Annotated in this window: 13 protein-coding genes; 1 reads left to right on the top strand and 12 read right to left on the bottom strand. The window is 33.9% G+C overall.

What is annotated here, in order from left to right; all coding sequences use genetic code 11:
• The 11 genes from SOR77_RS10165 to SOR77_RS10115 form a co-directional block, all read right to left on the bottom strand.
• The coding region (locus SOR77_RS10165) for a GTP-binding protein (RefSeq protein WP_320636798.1) at nucleotides 1-140 on the bottom strand (140 nt) is incomplete at its 3' end.
• A gap of 21 nt (nucleotides 141-161) precedes the next feature.
• Entirely contained in the window at nucleotides 162-2,231 is a 2,070-nt protein-coding gene (gene fusA / locus SOR77_RS10160; RefSeq protein ID WP_320636982.1) for an elongation factor G, read from the bottom strand.
• A gap of 12 nt (nucleotides 2,232-2,243) precedes the next feature.
• Nucleotides 2,244-2,714 (bottom strand): 30S ribosomal protein S7, encoded by a 471-nt coding sequence (gene rpsG, locus SOR77_RS10155; RefSeq protein WP_004819168.1) that lies wholly within the window; start codon nucleotides 2,712-2,714, stop codon nucleotides 2,244-2,246.
• 91 nt (nucleotides 2,715-2,805) lie between these two features.
• Nucleotides 2,806-3,219, bottom strand: a complete 414-nt coding sequence (rpsL, locus tag SOR77_RS10150; protein ID WP_004819171.1) for a 30S ribosomal protein S12 — start codon at nucleotides 3,217-3,219, stop codon at nucleotides 2,806-2,808.
• 307 nt (nucleotides 3,220-3,526) lie between these two features.
• Nucleotides 3,527-4,300, bottom strand: a complete 774-nt coding sequence (locus SOR77_RS10145; protein WP_320636981.1) for a DUF6612 family protein — start codon at nucleotides 4,298-4,300, stop codon at nucleotides 3,527-3,529.
• A 295-nt stretch (nucleotides 4,301-4,595) separates the two neighbouring features.
• Nucleotides 4,596-8,174, bottom strand: coding sequence for a DNA-directed RNA polymerase subunit beta' (rpoC, locus tag SOR77_RS10140; RefSeq protein ID WP_320636980.1), 3,579 nt, complete (start codon nucleotides 8,172-8,174; stop codon nucleotides 4,596-4,598).
• 35 nt (nucleotides 8,175-8,209) lie between these two features.
• Entirely contained in the window at nucleotides 8,210-11,968 is a 3,759-nt protein-coding gene (locus tag SOR77_RS10135; RefSeq protein WP_320636979.1) for a DNA-directed RNA polymerase subunit beta, read from the bottom strand.
• 246 nt (nucleotides 11,969-12,214) lie between these two features.
• Nucleotides 12,215-12,751 carry an isoprenylcysteine carboxyl methyltransferase family protein gene (locus SOR77_RS10130; protein ID WP_320636978.1) on the bottom strand — a complete coding sequence of 179 codons (537 nt, stop codon included), beginning with the start codon at nucleotides 12,749-12,751 and terminating at the stop codon, nucleotides 12,215-12,217.
• Between the two features lie 197 nt (nucleotides 12,752-12,948).
• A complete protein-coding gene (locus SOR77_RS10125; protein WP_320636977.1) occupies nucleotides 12,949-14,169 on the bottom strand; it encodes a Fic family protein in 1,221 nt (406 codons plus the stop codon).
• Nucleotides 14,170-14,531: 362 nt separating this feature from the next.
• Nucleotides 14,532-15,515, bottom strand: coding sequence for an agmatinase family protein (locus tag SOR77_RS10120; RefSeq protein ID WP_320636976.1), 984 nt, complete (start codon nucleotides 15,513-15,515; stop codon nucleotides 14,532-14,534).
• A gap of 28 nt (nucleotides 15,516-15,543) precedes the next feature.
• On the bottom strand, nucleotides 15,544-16,755 hold the full coding sequence (locus tag SOR77_RS10115) for an Nramp family divalent metal transporter (protein ID WP_320636975.1): 1,212 nt from the start codon (nucleotides 16,753-16,755) through the stop codon (nucleotides 15,544-15,546).
• 214 nt (nucleotides 16,756-16,969) lie between these two features.
• Between SOR77_RS10115 and SOR77_RS10110 the strand changes: the two genes are divergently transcribed.
• Nucleotides 16,970-17,740 (top strand): IclR family transcriptional regulator, encoded by a 771-nt coding sequence (locus SOR77_RS10110; RefSeq protein ID WP_320636974.1) that lies wholly within the window; start codon nucleotides 16,970-16,972, stop codon nucleotides 17,738-17,740.
• A gap of 40 nt (nucleotides 17,741-17,780) precedes the next feature.
• On the opposite strand, the gene SOR77_RS10105 is transcribed toward SOR77_RS10110, so the two are convergent.
• A complete protein-coding gene (locus tag SOR77_RS10105; RefSeq protein WP_320636973.1) occupies nucleotides 17,781-18,809 on the bottom strand; it encodes a helix-turn-helix transcriptional regulator in 1,029 nt (342 codons plus the stop codon).
• Between the last annotated feature and the right edge of the window lie 29 nt (nucleotides 18,810-18,838).

Below are 18,838 nucleotides of genomic sequence, written 5' to 3'. Positions count from 1 at the left end.
TCTACGAATTCTCCGCTTCCGAATCTTTTGTTTAGTACTAGTGTTATTGCTGCTGTTAGTGTTGTTTTTCCGTGGTCTACGTGTCCTATTGTTCCTATGTTTACGTGTGGTTTGTTTCTTTCAAATTTAGCTTTAGCCATTGTAATTCCTCCTTAAAGATCTTACTTTTTGTCTCCAAGAACTTCGTCAGAAATGTTCTTAGGTACTGGTTCATAGTGGTCAAATTGCATAGAGTAGTTAGCTCTACCTTGTGTGTTTGAACGAAGTGATGTTGCATATCCAAACATCTCTGCCAGTGGTACATAGCTTGTTATGATTTGCGCACCATTTACAAGTTCCATACCTTCCATTCTTCCACGTCTTGAGTTTATATCTCCGATAACATCTCCCATGTATTCTTCCGGAGTTGTTATTTCTACTTTCATTGTTGGTTCAAGAAGTACCGGATTTGCTTTTGCAAGTGCATCTCTCAATGCCATTGATCCTGCTATCTTAAATGCCATTTCTGAAGAGTCGACATCATGGTAAGAACCATCATATAATTCAACTTTAACGTCCAATACTTCATATCCACCAAGTACACCTGATTGCATTGCTTCTTCGATACCTTGTTGTGTAGGTCCGATGAATTCCTTAGGAATAGCACCCCCAACAATGTTGTTTTCGAATACAAATCCTGAACCTGGTTCAAGAGGTGTAACTCTGATCTTACAGTGACCGTATTGTCCACGTCCACCTGATTGACGAACGTATTTACCTTCGCCTTCAGAAGCTGTAGTAATAGATTCTCTATAAGATACTTGTGGATTACCTATATTTGCTTCAACTTTGAATTCTCTTAGAAGTCTATCTACAATAATGTCAAGGTGAAGCTCTCCCATACCTGCGATTATAGTTTGACCTGTTTCTTCGTCAGTGTATGTTCTGAATGTTGGGTCTTCTTCTGCTAATTTTTGAAGTGCGATACCCATTTTTTCTTGAGATGCTTTTGATTTTGGTTCAATAGCAACAGAAATTACCGGTTCTGGGAATTCCATTTTTTCAAGAATTACTTTTGATTTTTCATCACAAAGTGTATCACCTGTTGTAGTGTCTTTTAGACCAACAGCTGCAGCGATTTCTCCTGCATATACTTCATCAATTTCTTCTCTCTTATTGGCATGCATTAAAAGAATACGTCCGATTCTTTCTCTCTTGCCTTTAGTTGAGTTATACACATAAGATCCTGATTTCAATACTCCAGAGTAAACTCTAAAGTAAGCTAATTTACCAACGAATGGGTCAGAAACGATCTTAAATGCTAATGCTGATAGTGGTTCTTCATCTGAAGCGTGTCTTTCTATAGGTTCCCCGTCATCATCAGTTCCCTTGATTGCCGGAATATCTAATGGTGATGGTAGATAATCTATAATAGCGTCAAGAAGTAATTGTACCCCTTTGTTCTTATAAGAAGATCCACAAGTACATGGTGTTATCTTAACATCTACTGTACCTTTTCTTATAGCTTTTTTAATTTGTTCTTTAGAGATTTCTTCCCCTTCAAGGTATGCCATCATAAGTTCTTCATCAAACTCCGCAACCTTGTCAATTAAGTTTTCTCTATATTCTTCTGCTTGAGCTTTGTATTCTTCAGGAATTTCAGTAACTTCAATTTCTGTACCGTCATCATTCTTGTAGATTTCAGCTTTCATTTCTACAAGGTCAATCATACCGATAAATGTGTCTTCAGCTCCCATTGGAATTTGAATAGGCACCGGGTTACCTTGTAATTTTTTATCTATTGTATCAACTGATCTAAAGAAATCAGCTCCTGTAACGTCCATTTTATTGATATGTGCAATTCTAGGTACTCCATATCTATCTGCTTGTCTCCAAACAGTTTCAGATTGTGGTTCTACACCACTCTTTGCATCAAACAAGGCTACTGCACCATCAAGAACTCTTAGAGATCTCTCTACTTCTACAGTGAAGTCAACGTGTCCCGGAGTATCAATAATATTAAGTCTATGATCTTTCCAGTTTGCAGTTGTTGCAGCTGAGGTAATTGTGATACCTCTCTCTTGCTCTTGTTCCATCCAGTCCATTTGCGCTCCACCTTCATGTGTTTCGCCTATTTTATGGATTTTACCTGAATAATAAAGTATACGTTCAGTAGTAGTGGTCTTTCCGGCATCGATATGAGCCATGATACCAATATTTCTTACTCTATTTAAAGGTATATCACGAGCCATGGGCTTCCTCCCTTACCATCTATAGTGAGCAAATGCCTTATTGGCTTCTGCTGTTCTATGCATTTCTTCTTTTCTCTTCACACTTGCGCCTAAGTTATTAGATGCGTCAAGTATTTCTTTCGCAAGTCTTTGAGCCATAGTTTTTTCGCCTCTAGCTCTTGCATACTTAACCAACCATCTTAGTCCAAGTGTTTGACGTCTTTCAGGTCTAACTTCCATAGGTACTTGGTAAGTAGCTCCACCGATTCTTCTTGCTTTTACTTCTAATACAGGCATTACATTATTAAGAGCTTTGTAGAATACTTCTAAAGCTTCTTCACCTGTTTCCCCTTGAATATTTTCAAGAGCGTTGTATACAATTCTTTGTGCTGTACCCTTTTTACCATCTAACATTACGTTGTTGATAAGTTTTGTGATTATTACATCATCATAAACAGGATCAGCCATTACTTGCCTTTTTTGGATGTGTCCTTTTCTTGGCATAACTTCCCTCCTTAACTATTTAGTCGATTCATTGGTACTCGATTAACGTAAGCCAAAAAATCTATATAAAGAATGTTAAATCAAATCAATCTTATTTCTTAGGTCTCTTAGTACCATATTTAGATCTTGATTGTTTTCTGTTATCAACTCCAGCTGTATCAAGTGTTCCACGAACAATGTGATATCTAACCCCTGGAAGGTCCTTAACTCTTCCACCTCTGATAAGTACAACACTGTGTTCTTGTAGGTTGTGTCCTATCCCCGGGATGTAAGCCATTACTTCGTATCCATTCGTAAGACGAACTCTGGCTACTTTTCTAAGCGCTGAGTTAGGCTTCTTAGGAGTTACTGTTCTAACTGCTACACAAACCCCTCTCTTTTGTGGTGAGTTTACTTCTGTTTCAACTTTTCTTAGTGAATCATAGTTAACATCAAGAGCTGGTGACTTTGATTTAGTTTCAATTTTCTTTCTACCTTTTCTGATTAATTGGTTAATAGTTGGCATTCTTTCACCTCCATAAAATTAGTAAATTCCAACACACACATTAAGACTACCTTTAAAGGTAGTCTTAAATAGCTATCAAAATACTCAATAAGTATATCATTCAACCTGTTTTAAGTCAACTTTATTTAGCCAATATTTCTCTAATTTGTAGCTTTAGAATACTTATAAACAAAAAAGACCCAAAACATATCACAAAAGATATTTTAGGTCTTAAAAATTTAAATTATTTATTTTAGATTAAGTTCAACTACTAAAATACTAAACTGTATTCTCAAAAATTTTTTAAAAAAGTTTTATAACTTTTTCACTATAGATTTTTAATCTCTTCAGGAATTTCTATCTCTTCAAGTTGATTTATTTTTTCATAATTCCCGATTTGTTTTAACTGCGTAACTTCGTCGTTCTCCTTATTTAAAAAGCGTGCTTCCCACTCAAATGAAATAGGCTTATATGTATCTTTTTCAAAATAAAATTCAGCTCTTATTGAAGTTAACTCTCCTATAAATGAATTGCTCTCATCTTTTCCAAAAAGAATATTTTTAATTTCACTTATATTATCTGAGTTGGACTCAAGCTTTAATATATAACTATCTTGTGACTTTACGATTTCATAATAACTTTCAAGATTTTCTAAAATAGAGTTTGAATCAAATGTAGTTTTCGCAACAAAAGTAGGTATGTCTTCTTTATTGGCGTTCATATCATCAATTGTTTTCTTATTCCATTCCCCTTTGTTTTCTCTATAAAAATTCTCTTTGTCTATGATATAAACTTCGCTTTCATCTTTAGTGTTATCACTTACATCTTCCCATTTTGCATGATATATCTTAGGCTCCCTTATCATTTCAACAGTCCCATTTGAATTAGTCACTTCTCTTTTCTCTTCAGATTGAGCATTAAATGTCGCTTCGTTTTGAGTCTTAACAACATAACTCATTAAATCTTTTTCTCTTAATAATTTTGAAAATATTTCTTTTTTGTCTACAGCCTCAGTATCTTCACTCGAATTGCTTTTTGTCCCTTGTGAACAACCCATCAAAAATATCCATAGAATTAGTGGTAATATTAAATATTTTTTCATAACAACCTCCTTACTAATCTCCTTATACGACTCATATATATTATCAAAACTCTCCATTCCTCATTGTAAATAAACAAGTTAGAAAATTTTTATATTTTTTCTGAATCAACAACATTAAACATACATACTTCTATTTTTATTAGTTTATACTTTTACCTTTTTTCAATATATTACGCAATCGTAGTAAAGTCAACCTTTTTTAATTACTCTTAAGAATAAATTATTACCCCTTAAACATATTCCTCTTAACTAGCAACGCAAAAAATCCGCCAGATTTCTCCGACGGATTTTATTTCTATTCTGCTACTTCTTCTTCAAGTTCACTTTCATCAATGAATTCTGAATTTTCAAGAAGTAAATAATTTTCTTTTAGTTTTTCATCTACATCTAATTGTACAAGTTTATTTTGTCTTGCCCCTGTACCTGCAGGAATTAACTGACCTATTATTATATTTTCTTTAAGCCCGTGTAATTTATCTTCCTTACCTTTTATTGCTGCATCTGTAAGAACTCTTGTCGTTTCTTGGAATGATGCCGCTGATAAGAATGAATCTGTAGCAAGCGAAGCTTTAGTTATACCAAGTAGATTAACTTCTCCGATAGCAGGATTTTTACCTTCTTCTATCATTTGCTTGTTTGTCAACTTGTATTCTGTTGCATCAACTAATGAACCTGGCAAGAATTCTGTATCTCCCGGGTCATCAATCTTATACTTAGACAACATTTGACGTACTATGATTTCAATATGCTTATCGTTGATATCTACCCCTTGAAGCCTATAAACTCTTTGAACTTCTTTAACAATGTATTCCTCAACTCCCTTAGCCCCCATTACTCTCAATAAATCTTGAGGGTAAACTGAACCTTGGGTAAGCTCTTGTCCTTTTTCTACATAGTCACCATTTTTAACTTTAAGTCTTGCCCCGTAAACTATGTTGTAGCTATGAGACTCTCCATCCCTTGGCGTGACAACAACTTCACGTTTTCTGTTTTGCTCTCTAATTTCAACTGTACCGTCAACTTCTGAAATAACTGCTAATCCCTTAGGTTTTCTTGCTTCAAAAAGTTCTTCAACACGAGGAAGACCTTGTGTTATATCCGCAGCAGATGCAACCCCACCAGTGTGGAAAGTTCTCATTGTAAGCTGAGTCCCAGGTTCTCCTATTGATTGAGCTGCAATTACTCCTACAGCTTCTCCAATGTCTACATGGTTTCCCGTTGCCAAGTTACGTCCGTAACAATGAGCACAAACTCCTGTCTTAGCTTTACAGCCTAATACAGTTCTAACTTTAACTTCTTTTATTCCAGCTTCAACTATTTTTTCTGCATCATCATCAGAAATTTCATGGTTTGCTTGTACTAATACTTCTCCTGTTTCTGGATGTACAATATCTTCGAAAGAATATCTTCCTTCAATTCTATCTTTTAATCCCTCTATCAGTTCTTTTCCGTCCTTGAAATCTCTTGCAACTAAATACTCATCAGTTCCGCAGTCTTCTTCTTTGATTATTACTTGTTGAGCAACGTCTACAAGTCTTCTTGTCAAATATCCGGAGTCCGCAGTTCTAAGCGCTGTGTCCGCAAGTCCCTTTCTGGAACCATGCGCTGACATATAGAATTCAAGCACTGAAAGTCCTTCACGGAAGTTAGATGTAATAGGAACCTCGATAGTTCTACCGGATGGAGAAGCCATCAAACCTCTCATTCCGGCCAACTGTCTGATTTGATTCTTAGAACCTCTGGCTCCTGAGTCCGCCATGATGTAAATGTTGTTAAGTCTATCAAAGCCTTCCATTACATCGTCTGTCAAATCATCTGTAGCCTTGTTCCAGATGTCTATTACTTTTTCGTATCTCTCTTCGTCTGAAATCAAACCTCTACGGAATGCTTTTTCGTATTTATCTACTTCAGCTTTAGCTTGAGCTAAGATTTCAGGTTTTGATTCCGGTACTTCAACGTCGCCCATTGAAATTGAAATAGCACCAATGGTTGAGTAGTGGTATCCATTTTCTTTTATATTGTCAAGCAACTTAGCTGTAACTATATTGCCATGTTTTTTATAAGTCTTTTCTATTATCTTACCAAGTAACTTCTTGTCAGTTACTTTATCTACTTCAAGAGAATATTTATCGACATTTCTGTCTACAAATCCAAGGTCCTGAGGTATAAAGCTGTTCATTATAAATCTACCTACTGTAGAATATACAATTTTACCCCATCTGTCGTTTTCATCAGCATATCTTCTAACTCCTACGTGAGCTTGTAGATGCAAGAAACCTGCATAGTATGCATGCATCATCTCATCTTCGCTGGTAAATATCATTCCATCTCCTTTCTTAGATTCTCCTATATCTAAAGTTAGATAATAAGAACCTAAAATCATATCTTGAGTTGGAGTTGCGATAGGTTTACCGTCTTTAAGCCCTAGTATATTGTTTGTAGATAGCATAAGAAGTCTTGCTTCTGCTTGCGCTTCTGTCGATAGTGGTAAATGGACAGCCATTTGGTCCCCGTCGAAGTCGGCATTATATGCTGTACATGAAAGCGGATGAAGTTTAATAGCCTTTCCTTCTACAAGCACCGGTTCAAAAGCTTGAATACCAAGTCTGTGAAGTGTCGGCGCACGGTTTAGAAGCACTGGATGGTCTTTTATTACTTCTTCAAGTACATCCCAAACTTCTTCCTTCATTCTCTCAACCATTCTCTTAGCACTCTTGATATTGTGCGCATAGCCTTGTGCAACAAGTTCTCTCATTACAAATGGTTTAAACAATTCAAGCGCCATATTCTTCGGAAGACCACATTGGTAGAATTTAAGGTCTGGACCTACCACAATTACGGAACGTCCTGAATAGTCAACACGCTTTCCAAGTAAGTTTTGTCTGAAACGACCTTGCTTACCCTTTAGCATCTCAGAAAGAGATTTAAGCGCTCTGTTTCCAGGTCCTGTAACAGGTCTTCCTCTTCTACCGTTGTCTATCAGTGCATCGACCGCTTCTTGAAGCATTCTCTTTTCATTTCTTACAATGATATCCGGTGCATTGATATCTAATAATTTTTTAAGTCTGTTGTTTCTGTTTATGATTCTTCTATAAAGGTCATTTAAATCGCTTGTTGCGAATCTTCCGCCGTCTAATTGAACCATAGGTCTTATGTCCGGTGGGATTACAGGAACCGCTTCAAGTATCATCCATTCAGGTCTGTTCCCTGATTGAAGAAAAGCTTCTATAACTTCTAATCTTCTTGAAATTCTAACTTTCTTTTGTCCTGTTGCAGCTTCTACTTCAGCGCTTAATAATTCAGATTCTCTCTGCAAATCTATGCTTTGAAGTAAATCCTTTATAGCTTCAGCTCCCATTTTAGCAGTAAATTGGTCGCCGTATTCTCTCTTGTATTCTCTGTATTCTATTTCTGTTAAAAGTTGTTTTTGATAAAGAGGCAAGTCTGCTTCTCTCTCAACATGAGTTACTATATAAGATGCAAAATAAAGAACTTTTTCAAGAGCTCTTGGGCTCATATCAAGCACAAGTCCCATTCTTGAAGGAATTCCTTTAAAGTACCAAATGTGAGATACTGGAGCTGCAAGTTCTATGTGTCCCATTCTCTCACGACGAACTTTTGCCTTTGTCACTTCAACTCCACATTTTTCACACACTACACCTTTATATCTTACTCTCTTATATTTGCCGCAACTACATTCCCAGTCCTTAGTAGGTCCAAATATCTTTTCACAGAATAAACCTTCTTTTTCAGGCTTTAGCGTTCTATAATTTATAGTTTCCGGCTTTTTAACTTCTCCATAAGACCATTGTCTTATTTTTTCAGGTGAAGCCAGCCCTATTTTAATTGAGTGAAATAATTCGTGTTCGCTCAAGGAGCATTCTCTCCTTTCTGTAGCTTATAAATAAGTTACTCATCATCAGAGTCATCATAAGAACCAAAGTCTTGTTCATAATGACCGTCTAATTCATCTTCTTCGTTCTCTTCTTCATAACCTTCTTCAAGAGCTTCTATATCATCTGTAGAAATTCTCTTAATCACGCCTTGTGTAGGAGCTTGGTTATTTTCTATAAGGTCTTTTATTTCTTCATCATTATTTGAAATATTGTCAATTCTGTCTAAATCATCTTCGTCAACTTCAAGATCAACATCTTGTCCGTGTTCATCCAAAACTTTTATTTCAAGAGCTAATGATTGAAGTTCCTTAATCAATACTTTGAATGATTCAGGCACTCCTGGTTGAGGAATGTTTTCTCCCTTTACAATTGCTTCGTATGTCTTAACACGTCCAACAATATCATCACTCTTTACCGTCAACATTTCTTGAAGAGTATAACTTGCACCATAAGCTTCAAGAGCCCAAACTTCCATTTCTCCAAATCTTTGTCCACCAAATTGAGCTTTACCTCCAAGAGGTTGTTGTGTTACTAAAGAATAAGGTCCGGTACTTCTTGCGTGAATCTTTTCATCTACTAAATGGTGAAGTTTAAGCATATACATATATCCAACAGTTACAGGGTGGTCGAATTCTTCACCTGTTCTACCATCTCTCAATTGGATTTTCCCGTCTATAGGATATCCAGCTTGGCTCAAAGCCTTTTGAATATCTTCCTCGTTAGCCCCGTCAAATACCGGAGTCGCAACATGCCAGCCAAGTTTCTTAGCTGCAAGTCCCAAGTGAACTTCCAATACCTGCCCAAGGTTCATACGTGAAGGTACCCCAAGTGGATTTAATACTATTTGTATAGGTGTTCCATCCGGCATATAAGGCATATCTTCAGCAGGCATAACCCTTGAGATGACCCCCTTGTTGCCGTGACGACCACACATCTTATCTCCAACTTGAATTTTTCTCTTTGTAGCTATAAATACTCTGACCATTTCATTTACGCCAGGTTGAAGTTCATCTCCGGCTTCTCTTGTAAAAGTCTTTACATCTACAACAATACCTTGCTCTCCGTGAGGAAGTCTAAGTGAAGTATCTCTTACTTCTCTAGCCTTTTCTCCGAAAATAGCACGTAAAAGTCTTTCTTCAGCTGATAGTTCAGTTTCCCCCTTAGGAGTCACCTTACCTACAAGAATATTTCCAGGTTTTACTTCAGCGCCTATTCTGATGATTCCTCTTTCATCCAAATCTTTTAACATATCATCGCCAACATTTGGAATATCACGAGTTATCTCTTCAGGCCCAAGTTTTGTATCTCTAGCTTCCGATTCATATTCTTCAATGTGAAGAGAAGTCAAAGTGTCATCTATTACTAAGTCTTTATTTACTAGCATCGCATCTTCATAGTTATAACCTTCCCAGTTCATGAAAGCTATAAGTATGTTTTTACCCAATGCCATTTCACCCATATCTGTAGAAGGACCATCGGCTATGATTTCGCCTTTTTTAACTTTTTGTCCCTTCTTTACGATAGGCCTTTGATTTATAGTAGTCCCTTGGTTAGCTCCGATAAATTTATGAAGCTCATATCTATCCTTCACTCCATCAGAATCTCTTCTGACAACTATTTCTGTGGCATCAACTTTAGTTATCTCACCATCTTCTTTAGATATGATAACTACACCTGAGTCCTTAGCCGCTCTGTACTCAATACCAGTACCAATTACAGGAGCTTCTGTTTTTAATAGAGGAACTGCTTGACGTTGCATGTTGGCACCCATTAGGGCTCTGTTCGCATCGTCGTTTTCAAGGAAAGGAATCATCGCTGTACCTACCGCAACTATTTGTTGAGGGGATACGTCCATGTAAGTTACTTCTTTAGAGTCAAAGATATCTACTACCCCTTCATGGCCCCTTGCAACTACTCTATCATTTATAAATCTTCCGTTTTCATCAAGCAACTCATTAGATTGAGCTATAATTTGCTCATACTCAACATCAGCAGTTATATATTCAATCTCATCGGTTACAATTCCTTCTCCAATTTTTACTTTTCTATAAGGAGTCTCTAAAAATCCGTATTCATTAATTCTCGCATATGTCGTAAGAGAAGTTATCAGTCCTATGTTAGGACCTTCCGGTGTCTCAATAGGACACATTCTACCATAATGGGAATTATGGACGTCACGCACTTCAAAGCCGGCTCTATCTCTGCTCAATCCACCAGGCCCTAGTGCAGATAGCCTTCTCTTGTGAGTTAATTCTGATAGAGGGTTATTTTGGTCCATAAATTGTGAAAGTTGTGATGACCCGAAGAACTCTTTAATAGCAGCTGTTACAGGTCTTATATTTATTAACGATTGAGGAGTTGTAGCATCTACATCTTGAACAGTCATTCTTTCACGTATAACTCTTTCCATTCTTGAAATGCCAATTCTAAATTGATTTTGTAAAAGCTCTCCTACAGATCTAATTCTTCTGTTTCCTAAATGGTCAATATCATCTACTACCCCAACGTTAAATGAAAGCCCAAATTCATAATTTACAGATGCGATGATGTCATCTACAGTTATATGTTTAGGACTAAGTAGTCGATAATTTTTCTTTAATTCTTGTTTTAATTTTTCTTCATCGTCTTCAAATTTTTCGACGATTTGTTTAAATAAAGGATAATAAACTTTTTCTTTAAATCCTAACTCTTTTAAATCAAAAGGTAGTTCAAAATCATCTGGATATGCAAAATTATTTCCAATAACAATTACATCTCTATCCTGTTCATCTTCACGAATCGATTTAACAGTTACAATAAGTTTATTAATGCCTGCATTTTCAACAGCTCTTGCCGTTTCTTCAGTGAACCTGTTTCCTTCTTCTACTATTATTTCGCCAGTTTCAGGATTTACTACATCACTACTTGCATAATGTCCTTCAATTCTTGCTGAAATACCAAGTTTCTTATTAAACTTGTACCTCCCTACATGAGCTAAATCATATCTTCTATTGTCAAAAAACATATTTTCAAACAATGATTCAGCAGACTCTATAGTAGGTGGTTCACCAGGTCTAAGCTTCTTATAAATTTCAAGTAATGCCTCATTTTTATTAGAAGTAGAATCCTTCTCTAAAGTCTTTAGCAATGCTTCACTTTCTCCTAATATGTCAGTTATTTCCATATTAGATTCGACGCCTATAGCCCTCATAAGAACAGTAACAGGAATTTTTCTTGTTCTATCAAGCCTTACATTTATAACACCTTGAGCATCCGTTTCATATTCAAGCCACGCTCCACGATTAGGAATAACAGTAGCCGAATATAATCTCTTCCCCGTTTTATCCGTTTCTACTTTATAATAACTTCCCGGGCTTCTAACGAGTTGAGATACCACAACACGTTCTGAACCATTTATAATAAATGTTCCAGTTGGTGTCATAAGTGGAAGATCTCCCATGAACACTTCTTGTTCCTTAACCTCTCCAGTTTCAGCATTTATAAGTCTTACCTTAACTTTCAAAGGCGCAGAATAGTTTGTATCACGTTCCTTTGCATCGTCTATTGAATACTTACGTTCTGCAGATACATAATAATCTACAAATTCAAGTATTAAGTTACCTGAGTAATCCTCGATAGGAGATACCTCATCAAAAACTTCCTTCAAACCCTCTTTGATTAACCAATCAAATGAGGCTGTCTGCACTTCAAGAAGATTTGGTAAATTTTGTACCTCTGGTATTCGAGAAAAGCTCATTCTCTCTCTCTTCCCATATTTCACAGGATGTGCCAATTAATAATCACCCCTTAAATTCAAGACAGATTTACTGTCGCCTAATTTAGAGAACACTAATCCATTTTTATAATTTTGCAATTAATTATTTTAACATTGTTGTACAAGTTTTGCAAGGATTTACAATATTTTTTTGTTTTTTAGAAAATAAATTTATATATAAATAAAATAAATCTCAGTAAATTATTTATAAATAGTTATAAATAAAAAACGTGCTAATAATCAAACATTATTAACACGTTCTATCTATTTTAATATTCCATTAGGTTTTATAACCGTTTCTATTAAATTATTTTCCTCTTTAATTCTTATATATAACACTATCATGTAAAGTGGAAGCACTACAATACTTGTGATTGTGCTATGGCAAATCAATGCTATTCCTATAAGCTCAGGAATAATGTTTAAAAAATAATTAGGATGCTTAAATGTATCAAACAACCAGTGCCTATTAAACTTATGCCCCTTTGCTATCATGAGTTTTACAGTCCATATTCCTTTTAATACACTAACCACCGAATACAAAACTACCATTGAAAATATTACTAATATTAGTCCTACCAAACTAACTTTATCAAATTCTACTTTGTTAACTATTGCTTCAATTAAACTACCAAAATAAAATAGTATGTGCAATATTGTTATTCGTTTAGTATTTTTAACTCCATATTCTCTTCCACCATTTGCTAATATCGCTCTTTCATTTTCCTTAGATATCTTTAAAAAAGCTAATCTTATAGCAAAAACTATTACTATAATTGCATAAATAGAATATCTTTGCATAATACCTCCTTAATTTATTTAAAATATTTTAAATAAATTTTAATATAGAATACCTTTTGTTGTCAACAAAACAAAATATTAAGAATATTAAATTTTTATAAAGCTAAAAATTTCTATCCTATCTCAAAAAATTTTTAAGGCTTTATAATAATAGCGTTTAAAGCAGTATGCTTTATTCTATATTATCGGCAATAAATTTATTCAAAATAATTACTATTTGCGCAATAAATGATAGGTCTACCCTTAACTTTTATTATCAATCCTTCTTGTTCTAAATCACTAATTTCATCTCTTGTTGTTTTAGCATAATATTCGTCTAAATATCCGACTATCTCTTCTCTTTTTATTCCGTTATTATAATTAAAATAATAATCTTGTGAAAGTATAAACATTATATCTTTTTTTATATCAGTATCTAAAATATTATCATTCATTATTTTTGTGTGAATTTTATCAAGTTTTTCTACTTTATCTACTAAATTTTCTATAATATCAAATTGTCCCTCAATTAAAATACTCAAAAAAGTATCTACAAAATAATTGAGTTCTCCTTTGTTTTTCACAGAATTAGTGATATCAAAAGCTTTGTAATATTCATTTTTCTTCAAAAAACTTCCTCTAGATAATGACATAGCCGTTAAATAACCATAATCTTTTTTTATATACATACTGCTTATAAAACGCCCCGTTCTACCATTCCCATCATAAAACGGATGTATATACCCAAAATAATAATGCCCTATTGCAGTTCTTAATAACAACGGAATTTCATTATCATTCAAAAAATTTAACATCATACCTATATGCTCAGAAATATTATCTTCCCCTAAAACACCTTCGTGAATACATTCTCCAGAAACAGTGTTTTTTTTCTGAATATAAATAGCATTTTCCCTAAAAATTTTACCGTCAGGAATACAATCTTTTTCCAATTCACCTTTAGTAATATTGTCATATATTTTCCTAATATCTTTACTATCTTCCGGAAGTTTTAACATATCTTCCCCTGATAAATATATATATGATTTAATCATGCTTACTAATCTATCATTTGTTAATTTCTTATTCTCGATTATTTCTCTAGTTGTTTCAGCTATTTGTTCTCTGCTACTTTCAACCCCTTCAAGTTCATTTGAACTTTGGAGTTCACTAGAAATAATATCTTTAAGCAAAGATTTTTTTGCCACTTCAGGTAACTTTAATTCAATCTCATTAAGTCTATTGTCATTTTCTCTTACTAAATCTAAGTATCTTGAAGTTTTGTTGTTAAAAACATAATATAAGTTTAAATTTTCATTTGTTCTGTAAGGATTTATTTTCAAATCCAATCTTAATGTAGCCTCAAACTCATACCTATTTTTATAGATTTTTTGATGATTTTTAAAATCCTTATAATATACTTTTGATATATACTCCATATTTTAACCTCTCCACTTCTATCAACCTCTATTTGTGAAAAATCTTGATATAGCAATAAAATTTATTTTTATGAAAATATTTAATCTAATGCATTAATTAATACTCAATAAATTAAATTTTATTACTATATTTAATTTATTATACCATTCACTATTTACAAATCAATTTTTTTCAATTTATTTAATTTGTTCTTCGATTTATTATTAGCAAATTGATTTTATCCGATTTATTTAATTTATATTCCCATTTATTATGAACAAATTAAATTTTTGATTTATCTTATAAATAATTTATTTTATATTTCTCATTATTAAATTAATCTATTTCAAAATAAAAACAGGGACTTTAAAAGCCCCTATATTTATAATCTATTCTTTTTGTGCTCTGCCAACCCATTTAAATAGTATAGCGCCATCCAACACCCAACGTGAGAAGCTGTTTGTAATGAATTAGTTTCCGGATAGATTTCAACAAAGTCAAATCCTTTTGCACCTGCTAATCCTGCTTCATGAACCATCATAGCTAATTCATAAGAAGTAAGTCCGCACATATCTTGCGGTCCTTGCGGCATAAATGCTGCGTCCAGTGCATCTGCACATATTGTTACATAAACAACTTCTGTATCCTTAAATGCGATTTCTATCGCTTCACCTATTGCTTCTTTCCAACCTTTTTCTTTAACATCTTGGCTCTTAATCACAGTTGCACCAAATTTTTCTGCATTCTCATATTCTTTTTTATGATTTCTTGGTCCTCTTATTCCTATGTGAACTATCTTTGTAGGATCCATATTTTCATCAGTGTATAGTCTATAGAAAGGTGAACATCTTGAGTATAGATCATCTCCAAATTGTTCATAGTTGTCTAAGTGTGCATCAAAGTGTAATACACCTATTTTTTTAGGATATTTTTTAGCCATCTCGCTAATTATTGGATAAGATATTGAGTGATCTCCCCCAAATGTTACCGGTATAACATTTGCATCTATGACTTTAGAAAACTTTTTTCTTATTTCTTCAAATGTAAAATCATAACTCCCATTTTGTACTGCTACATCCCCAAAATCTCCTCCTTTTAAATACTCAAATGAATCTAAATTAAAATCCGGCAAGAATCCTGTGTATCTTATCGAAACACTTCTAATTGATTTAGGACCTTCTGTACACGATGAATACCCACCTATTGTACATCCTCCTTCCCAAGGCACTCCCACTACAGCTATATCCAACCCCTTTAAATCTTCATCTTCTTCTATCACCGGAAGATTTAACCATGATGGAACACCGCTATAAATATTGTTTGGTAAAAATTTCGGATCATATATTGTAGGTTTACTGTTTCTCATTTTTCTCCTCCTAATTTAAAAACTTTATTTAAAATAACGACATTATACTGCTTACACCAATTGTTAGAGATATTAAGAAAACTCCAATTCCTAAAATTTTTTGAATCATGTTGTTTTTATATTCTCCCATAACTTTTTCCCTACTAGCTAAGTACAATAATACAAATACACTCACCGGTAAGAAAATTCCATTTACAGCTTGCGCTGCCATAATTATAGTAATTGGATTAAATCCTGTTGCTGCTCCGACAATTCCAAAAAGTAAAATCAATACATTTGTTGCAAAATATCTCTTATCTTTTTTATCTAATTGCCATCCAAATAGACCTGCCAATACATAAGACACTCCCAACGGTGTTATTACAGCACTTGAAATCCCCGCTGCAACTAATCCTACTGCTAAAAATGGAACTGATAAATTCCCTAAAAGCGGCTCCAATTGTTGAGCCATGTCTACTGCCGTTGAAATTTTCATCCCTCTAACAACCGTTCCTGCTGTTACCATTACAGCACCTGTAATTATTCCACCCACTATCATAGAGAAAGTTACGTCAAATTGAGCTAATGGTATTTGGTCCGGATCTTTCCATGTTTGTCTAGCACTTGTCGCATGAATAAATAAATTGTATGGAACTACAGTTGTTCCTATTAACGCTACACAAGTCATAATAGAATTCGACTCAGCACTTGGTATCAAACCTTTTAATATTTCTGTAAAATCAGGTCTTACTATAAACATTGTTATAACAAATATTATCGCCATTATAGAAACACACACTGTCAATAATTTTTCCAACCATTTTATAGCATTGTTATGATTACTTATAAATAGAATACATATTCCCCAAATAGGAGCTATAACTCTTGAAGGTATCCCCGTAAGTGCTGAAATGCCTATTGCCGTACCTGTAAGATCTCCACTCATATAGGCAATCCCTCCTAATATAATTGCTGCTGATACCAAAATCACCATTATGTTTTTTAAAACAGGTCTTTCCTTTAAATCTTCTATTAAATTTTCGGATAATCCAGTTTGTGTTACTATCCCAAGTCTTGCAGCCATGCCTTGCATGATTATTACTGCCAAAACAGAAAATAATACACACCATAGCAACTGATATCCATATGTAGCTCCTGCTCTAGTTGAACTCGTTATCGTTCCGGGTCCTATAAACGAACCGACTATTAGCATCCCCGGCCCTAGAGCTTTTAATTTTTCTTTGAAAGTATATTTTTTCATAACTTCCTCCTACAAAATTATCATCTAAATGTATTTTAAGCTAATTTTGTAAATATCATTGCGCATCGATAAATTACTAAATCAATTATATATTCACAAGAAAACCTTTGTCAATACGGTATTACCGTTTTTTATTCTATAATGCCGTATTTTACTTTCACTATCTTCCCCGTTATAATTTAATTATAAATATTTATATAGAGAGGGAATTAGTATGTTAGATTCATTCAAACCTATTCAATCTATAAAAAGAGCTATAGATGTTATAAATTGTTTTACTGACAATATAAACTATCTTACATTAAAGGAAATTAGTGAAATTACAAATTTAAAATTGAGTACAACAAGAGGAATAGCTAATACCCTATTAATGTATGGGCTTCTAAACTTTGATTATTCTACGAAATATTATAGTCTAGGATTGTTTTTTTCAGCTAAGTCCAAATTACTAAATAAAAAACAAGAACTATATATACAATATATAAGCCCTTTTGTAGAAAAAATATCTGATGAATTTTCAGTAACTTGTTGTTTTCAAATTGTAGAAAATCTACAAGTTTACACTATATATAGTTCAAGCGCTCATAAAGAACACTATCAAATACATGTCGCCGAGCATGTATTACTACCGTTATCAGTTAGCGCATCCGGTAAATTAGCTTTAGCTCATAACTACAATTTACAAAATATTAAATATGCTTTGGATAGTAAGCCCGACAACACTACCGACTATTCCTCAACTTCTGTTGAGATGTTGGAGAAAAAATTAAACGATATTTTAGAGAATGGCTATAGCTATGAAAACCAAGAATATCAATTAGGTGTGAGTAGTCTTTCAGTACCTATTTTCAATTCAAACGGAAATATCATAGCTACTCTTAGTATAACTTCATTTTCTACTTATATTGAAAGTATATTAAACGATGTAGTTCCCGAATTAAAAAATCAGGCTTCTCAAATAGCTAAATTGATATCAAATATTTAAAAGAGAGTTCGTATGAACTCCCTTTTTGATTCTAAATATTTTAATCTTCAGCTTTGATAAACATCTTGGTTATATTAATTACTACTGCATATGAAACTCCAGCCACCGGCCATACTATCCATGTGAATCCCCACTTCATTGTATATAGCGACCACGCTAAGTATATTGCAAGTGCTACTCCCCAATATGCAGAGCTCACTTTATTTATAGTTGGAGCTATTTTTTTATTTGCTACAGTAAAATCCCCTTCTTGCAAAAGTTTGTCATAACTATCCTTTACTAAACCAACTCGCACCATTCTATTCACCGATACAGCTATAATAAAAATCAGCAGAGCTACCATATTGAATATTATATAATCCTCATTATTAAATGCTTCACTAATTAACAGAGGCACACAAGCCAAAATACACGCTACAACACCTATTGCTATTGTGTTTTTGTACTTACTTGAATGGTTACTTTTCTTTTCACGAACCAAACCATCCACTCCGTACGCAGTTTCTATTTCATCCTTATGTAAGAACTTATATTCCTTAGCTCTATTGCCACAACTTATAGATATATACACTCCAAGAGCAACCATAAGTAATAAAACAGGCACACCTACAGCCACTATCATATCCTCCGATACATCAAATAATTTACTTTCAGATAACCCTGACAGTATTAACAAAACTATAGGAGATGCTATATACAAGAAAACCGCCCAAGATATCCATATTGAATTTTCTTCACTTATCTTCAAAAAATCAACAGCCTCTTCCATGCTCACATTCTTTATGTTTTTGCTATCTACTTCAATGGAAGTACTCTCAGAATTTTTTTGCACTGTATCGATCTCATCTTTTAACAGATAATCAGTGCTAACCCCAAAAATTTTGGACATATTTAATATCCTATTTAAGTCAGGTACAGATTGTGCGCTTTCCCATTTAGAAACTGACTGTCTAGAAACTCCTAACTTTTCAGCCAATTCTTCTTGACTCCATCCGTTTTTCTTTCTCTCTTCAATTATCTTATCAGCTAATATCATTTCTACTATTCCTCTCTGCTTATTTTTTACCAACTTATCAAAAATAGTAGTTGCTTAATATA

The sequence above is a fragment of the Peptoniphilus sp. genome (genome assembly GCF_034090345.1).
GTDB lineage: Bacteria > Bacillota > Clostridia > Tissierellales > Peptoniphilaceae > Peptoniphilus.
This window is presented reverse-complemented; position numbering and strand designations above follow the sequence as displayed.

Excerpts from the sequence above, each read along its gene's own strand:
- SOR77_RS10125 (WP_320636977.1), bottom strand. The coding sequence starts at position 14,169 with ATGGAGTATATATCAAAAGTATATTATAAGGATTTTAAAAATCATCAA.
- SOR77_RS10130 (WP_320636978.1), bottom strand. The coding sequence starts at position 12,751 with ATGCAAAGATATTCTATTTATGCAATTATAGTAATAGTTTTTGCTATA.
- SOR77_RS10120 (WP_320636976.1), bottom strand. The coding sequence starts at position 15,515 with ATGAGAAACAGTAAACCTACAATATATGATCCGAAATTTTTACCAAAC.
- SOR77_RS10145 (WP_320636981.1), bottom strand. The coding sequence starts at position 4,300 with ATGAAAAAATATTTAATATTACCACTAATTCTATGGATATTTTTGATG.
- fusA (WP_320636982.1), bottom strand. The coding sequence starts at position 2,231 with ATGGCTCGTGATATACCTTTAAATAGAGTAAGAAATATTGGTATCATG.
- rpsG (WP_004819168.1), bottom strand. The coding sequence starts at position 2,714 with ATGCCAAGAAAAGGACACATCCAAAAAAGGCAAGTAATGGCTGATCCT.
- SOR77_RS10110 (WP_320636974.1), top strand. The coding sequence starts at position 16,970 with ATGTTAGATTCATTCAAACCTATTCAATCTATAAAAAGAGCTATAGAT.
- SOR77_RS10115 (WP_320636975.1), bottom strand. The coding sequence starts at position 16,755 with ATGAAAAAATATACTTTCAAAGAAAAATTAAAAGCTCTAGGGCCGGGG.
- rpsL (WP_004819171.1), bottom strand. The coding sequence starts at position 3,219 with ATGCCAACTATTAACCAATTAATCAGAAAAGGTAGAAAGAAAATTGAA.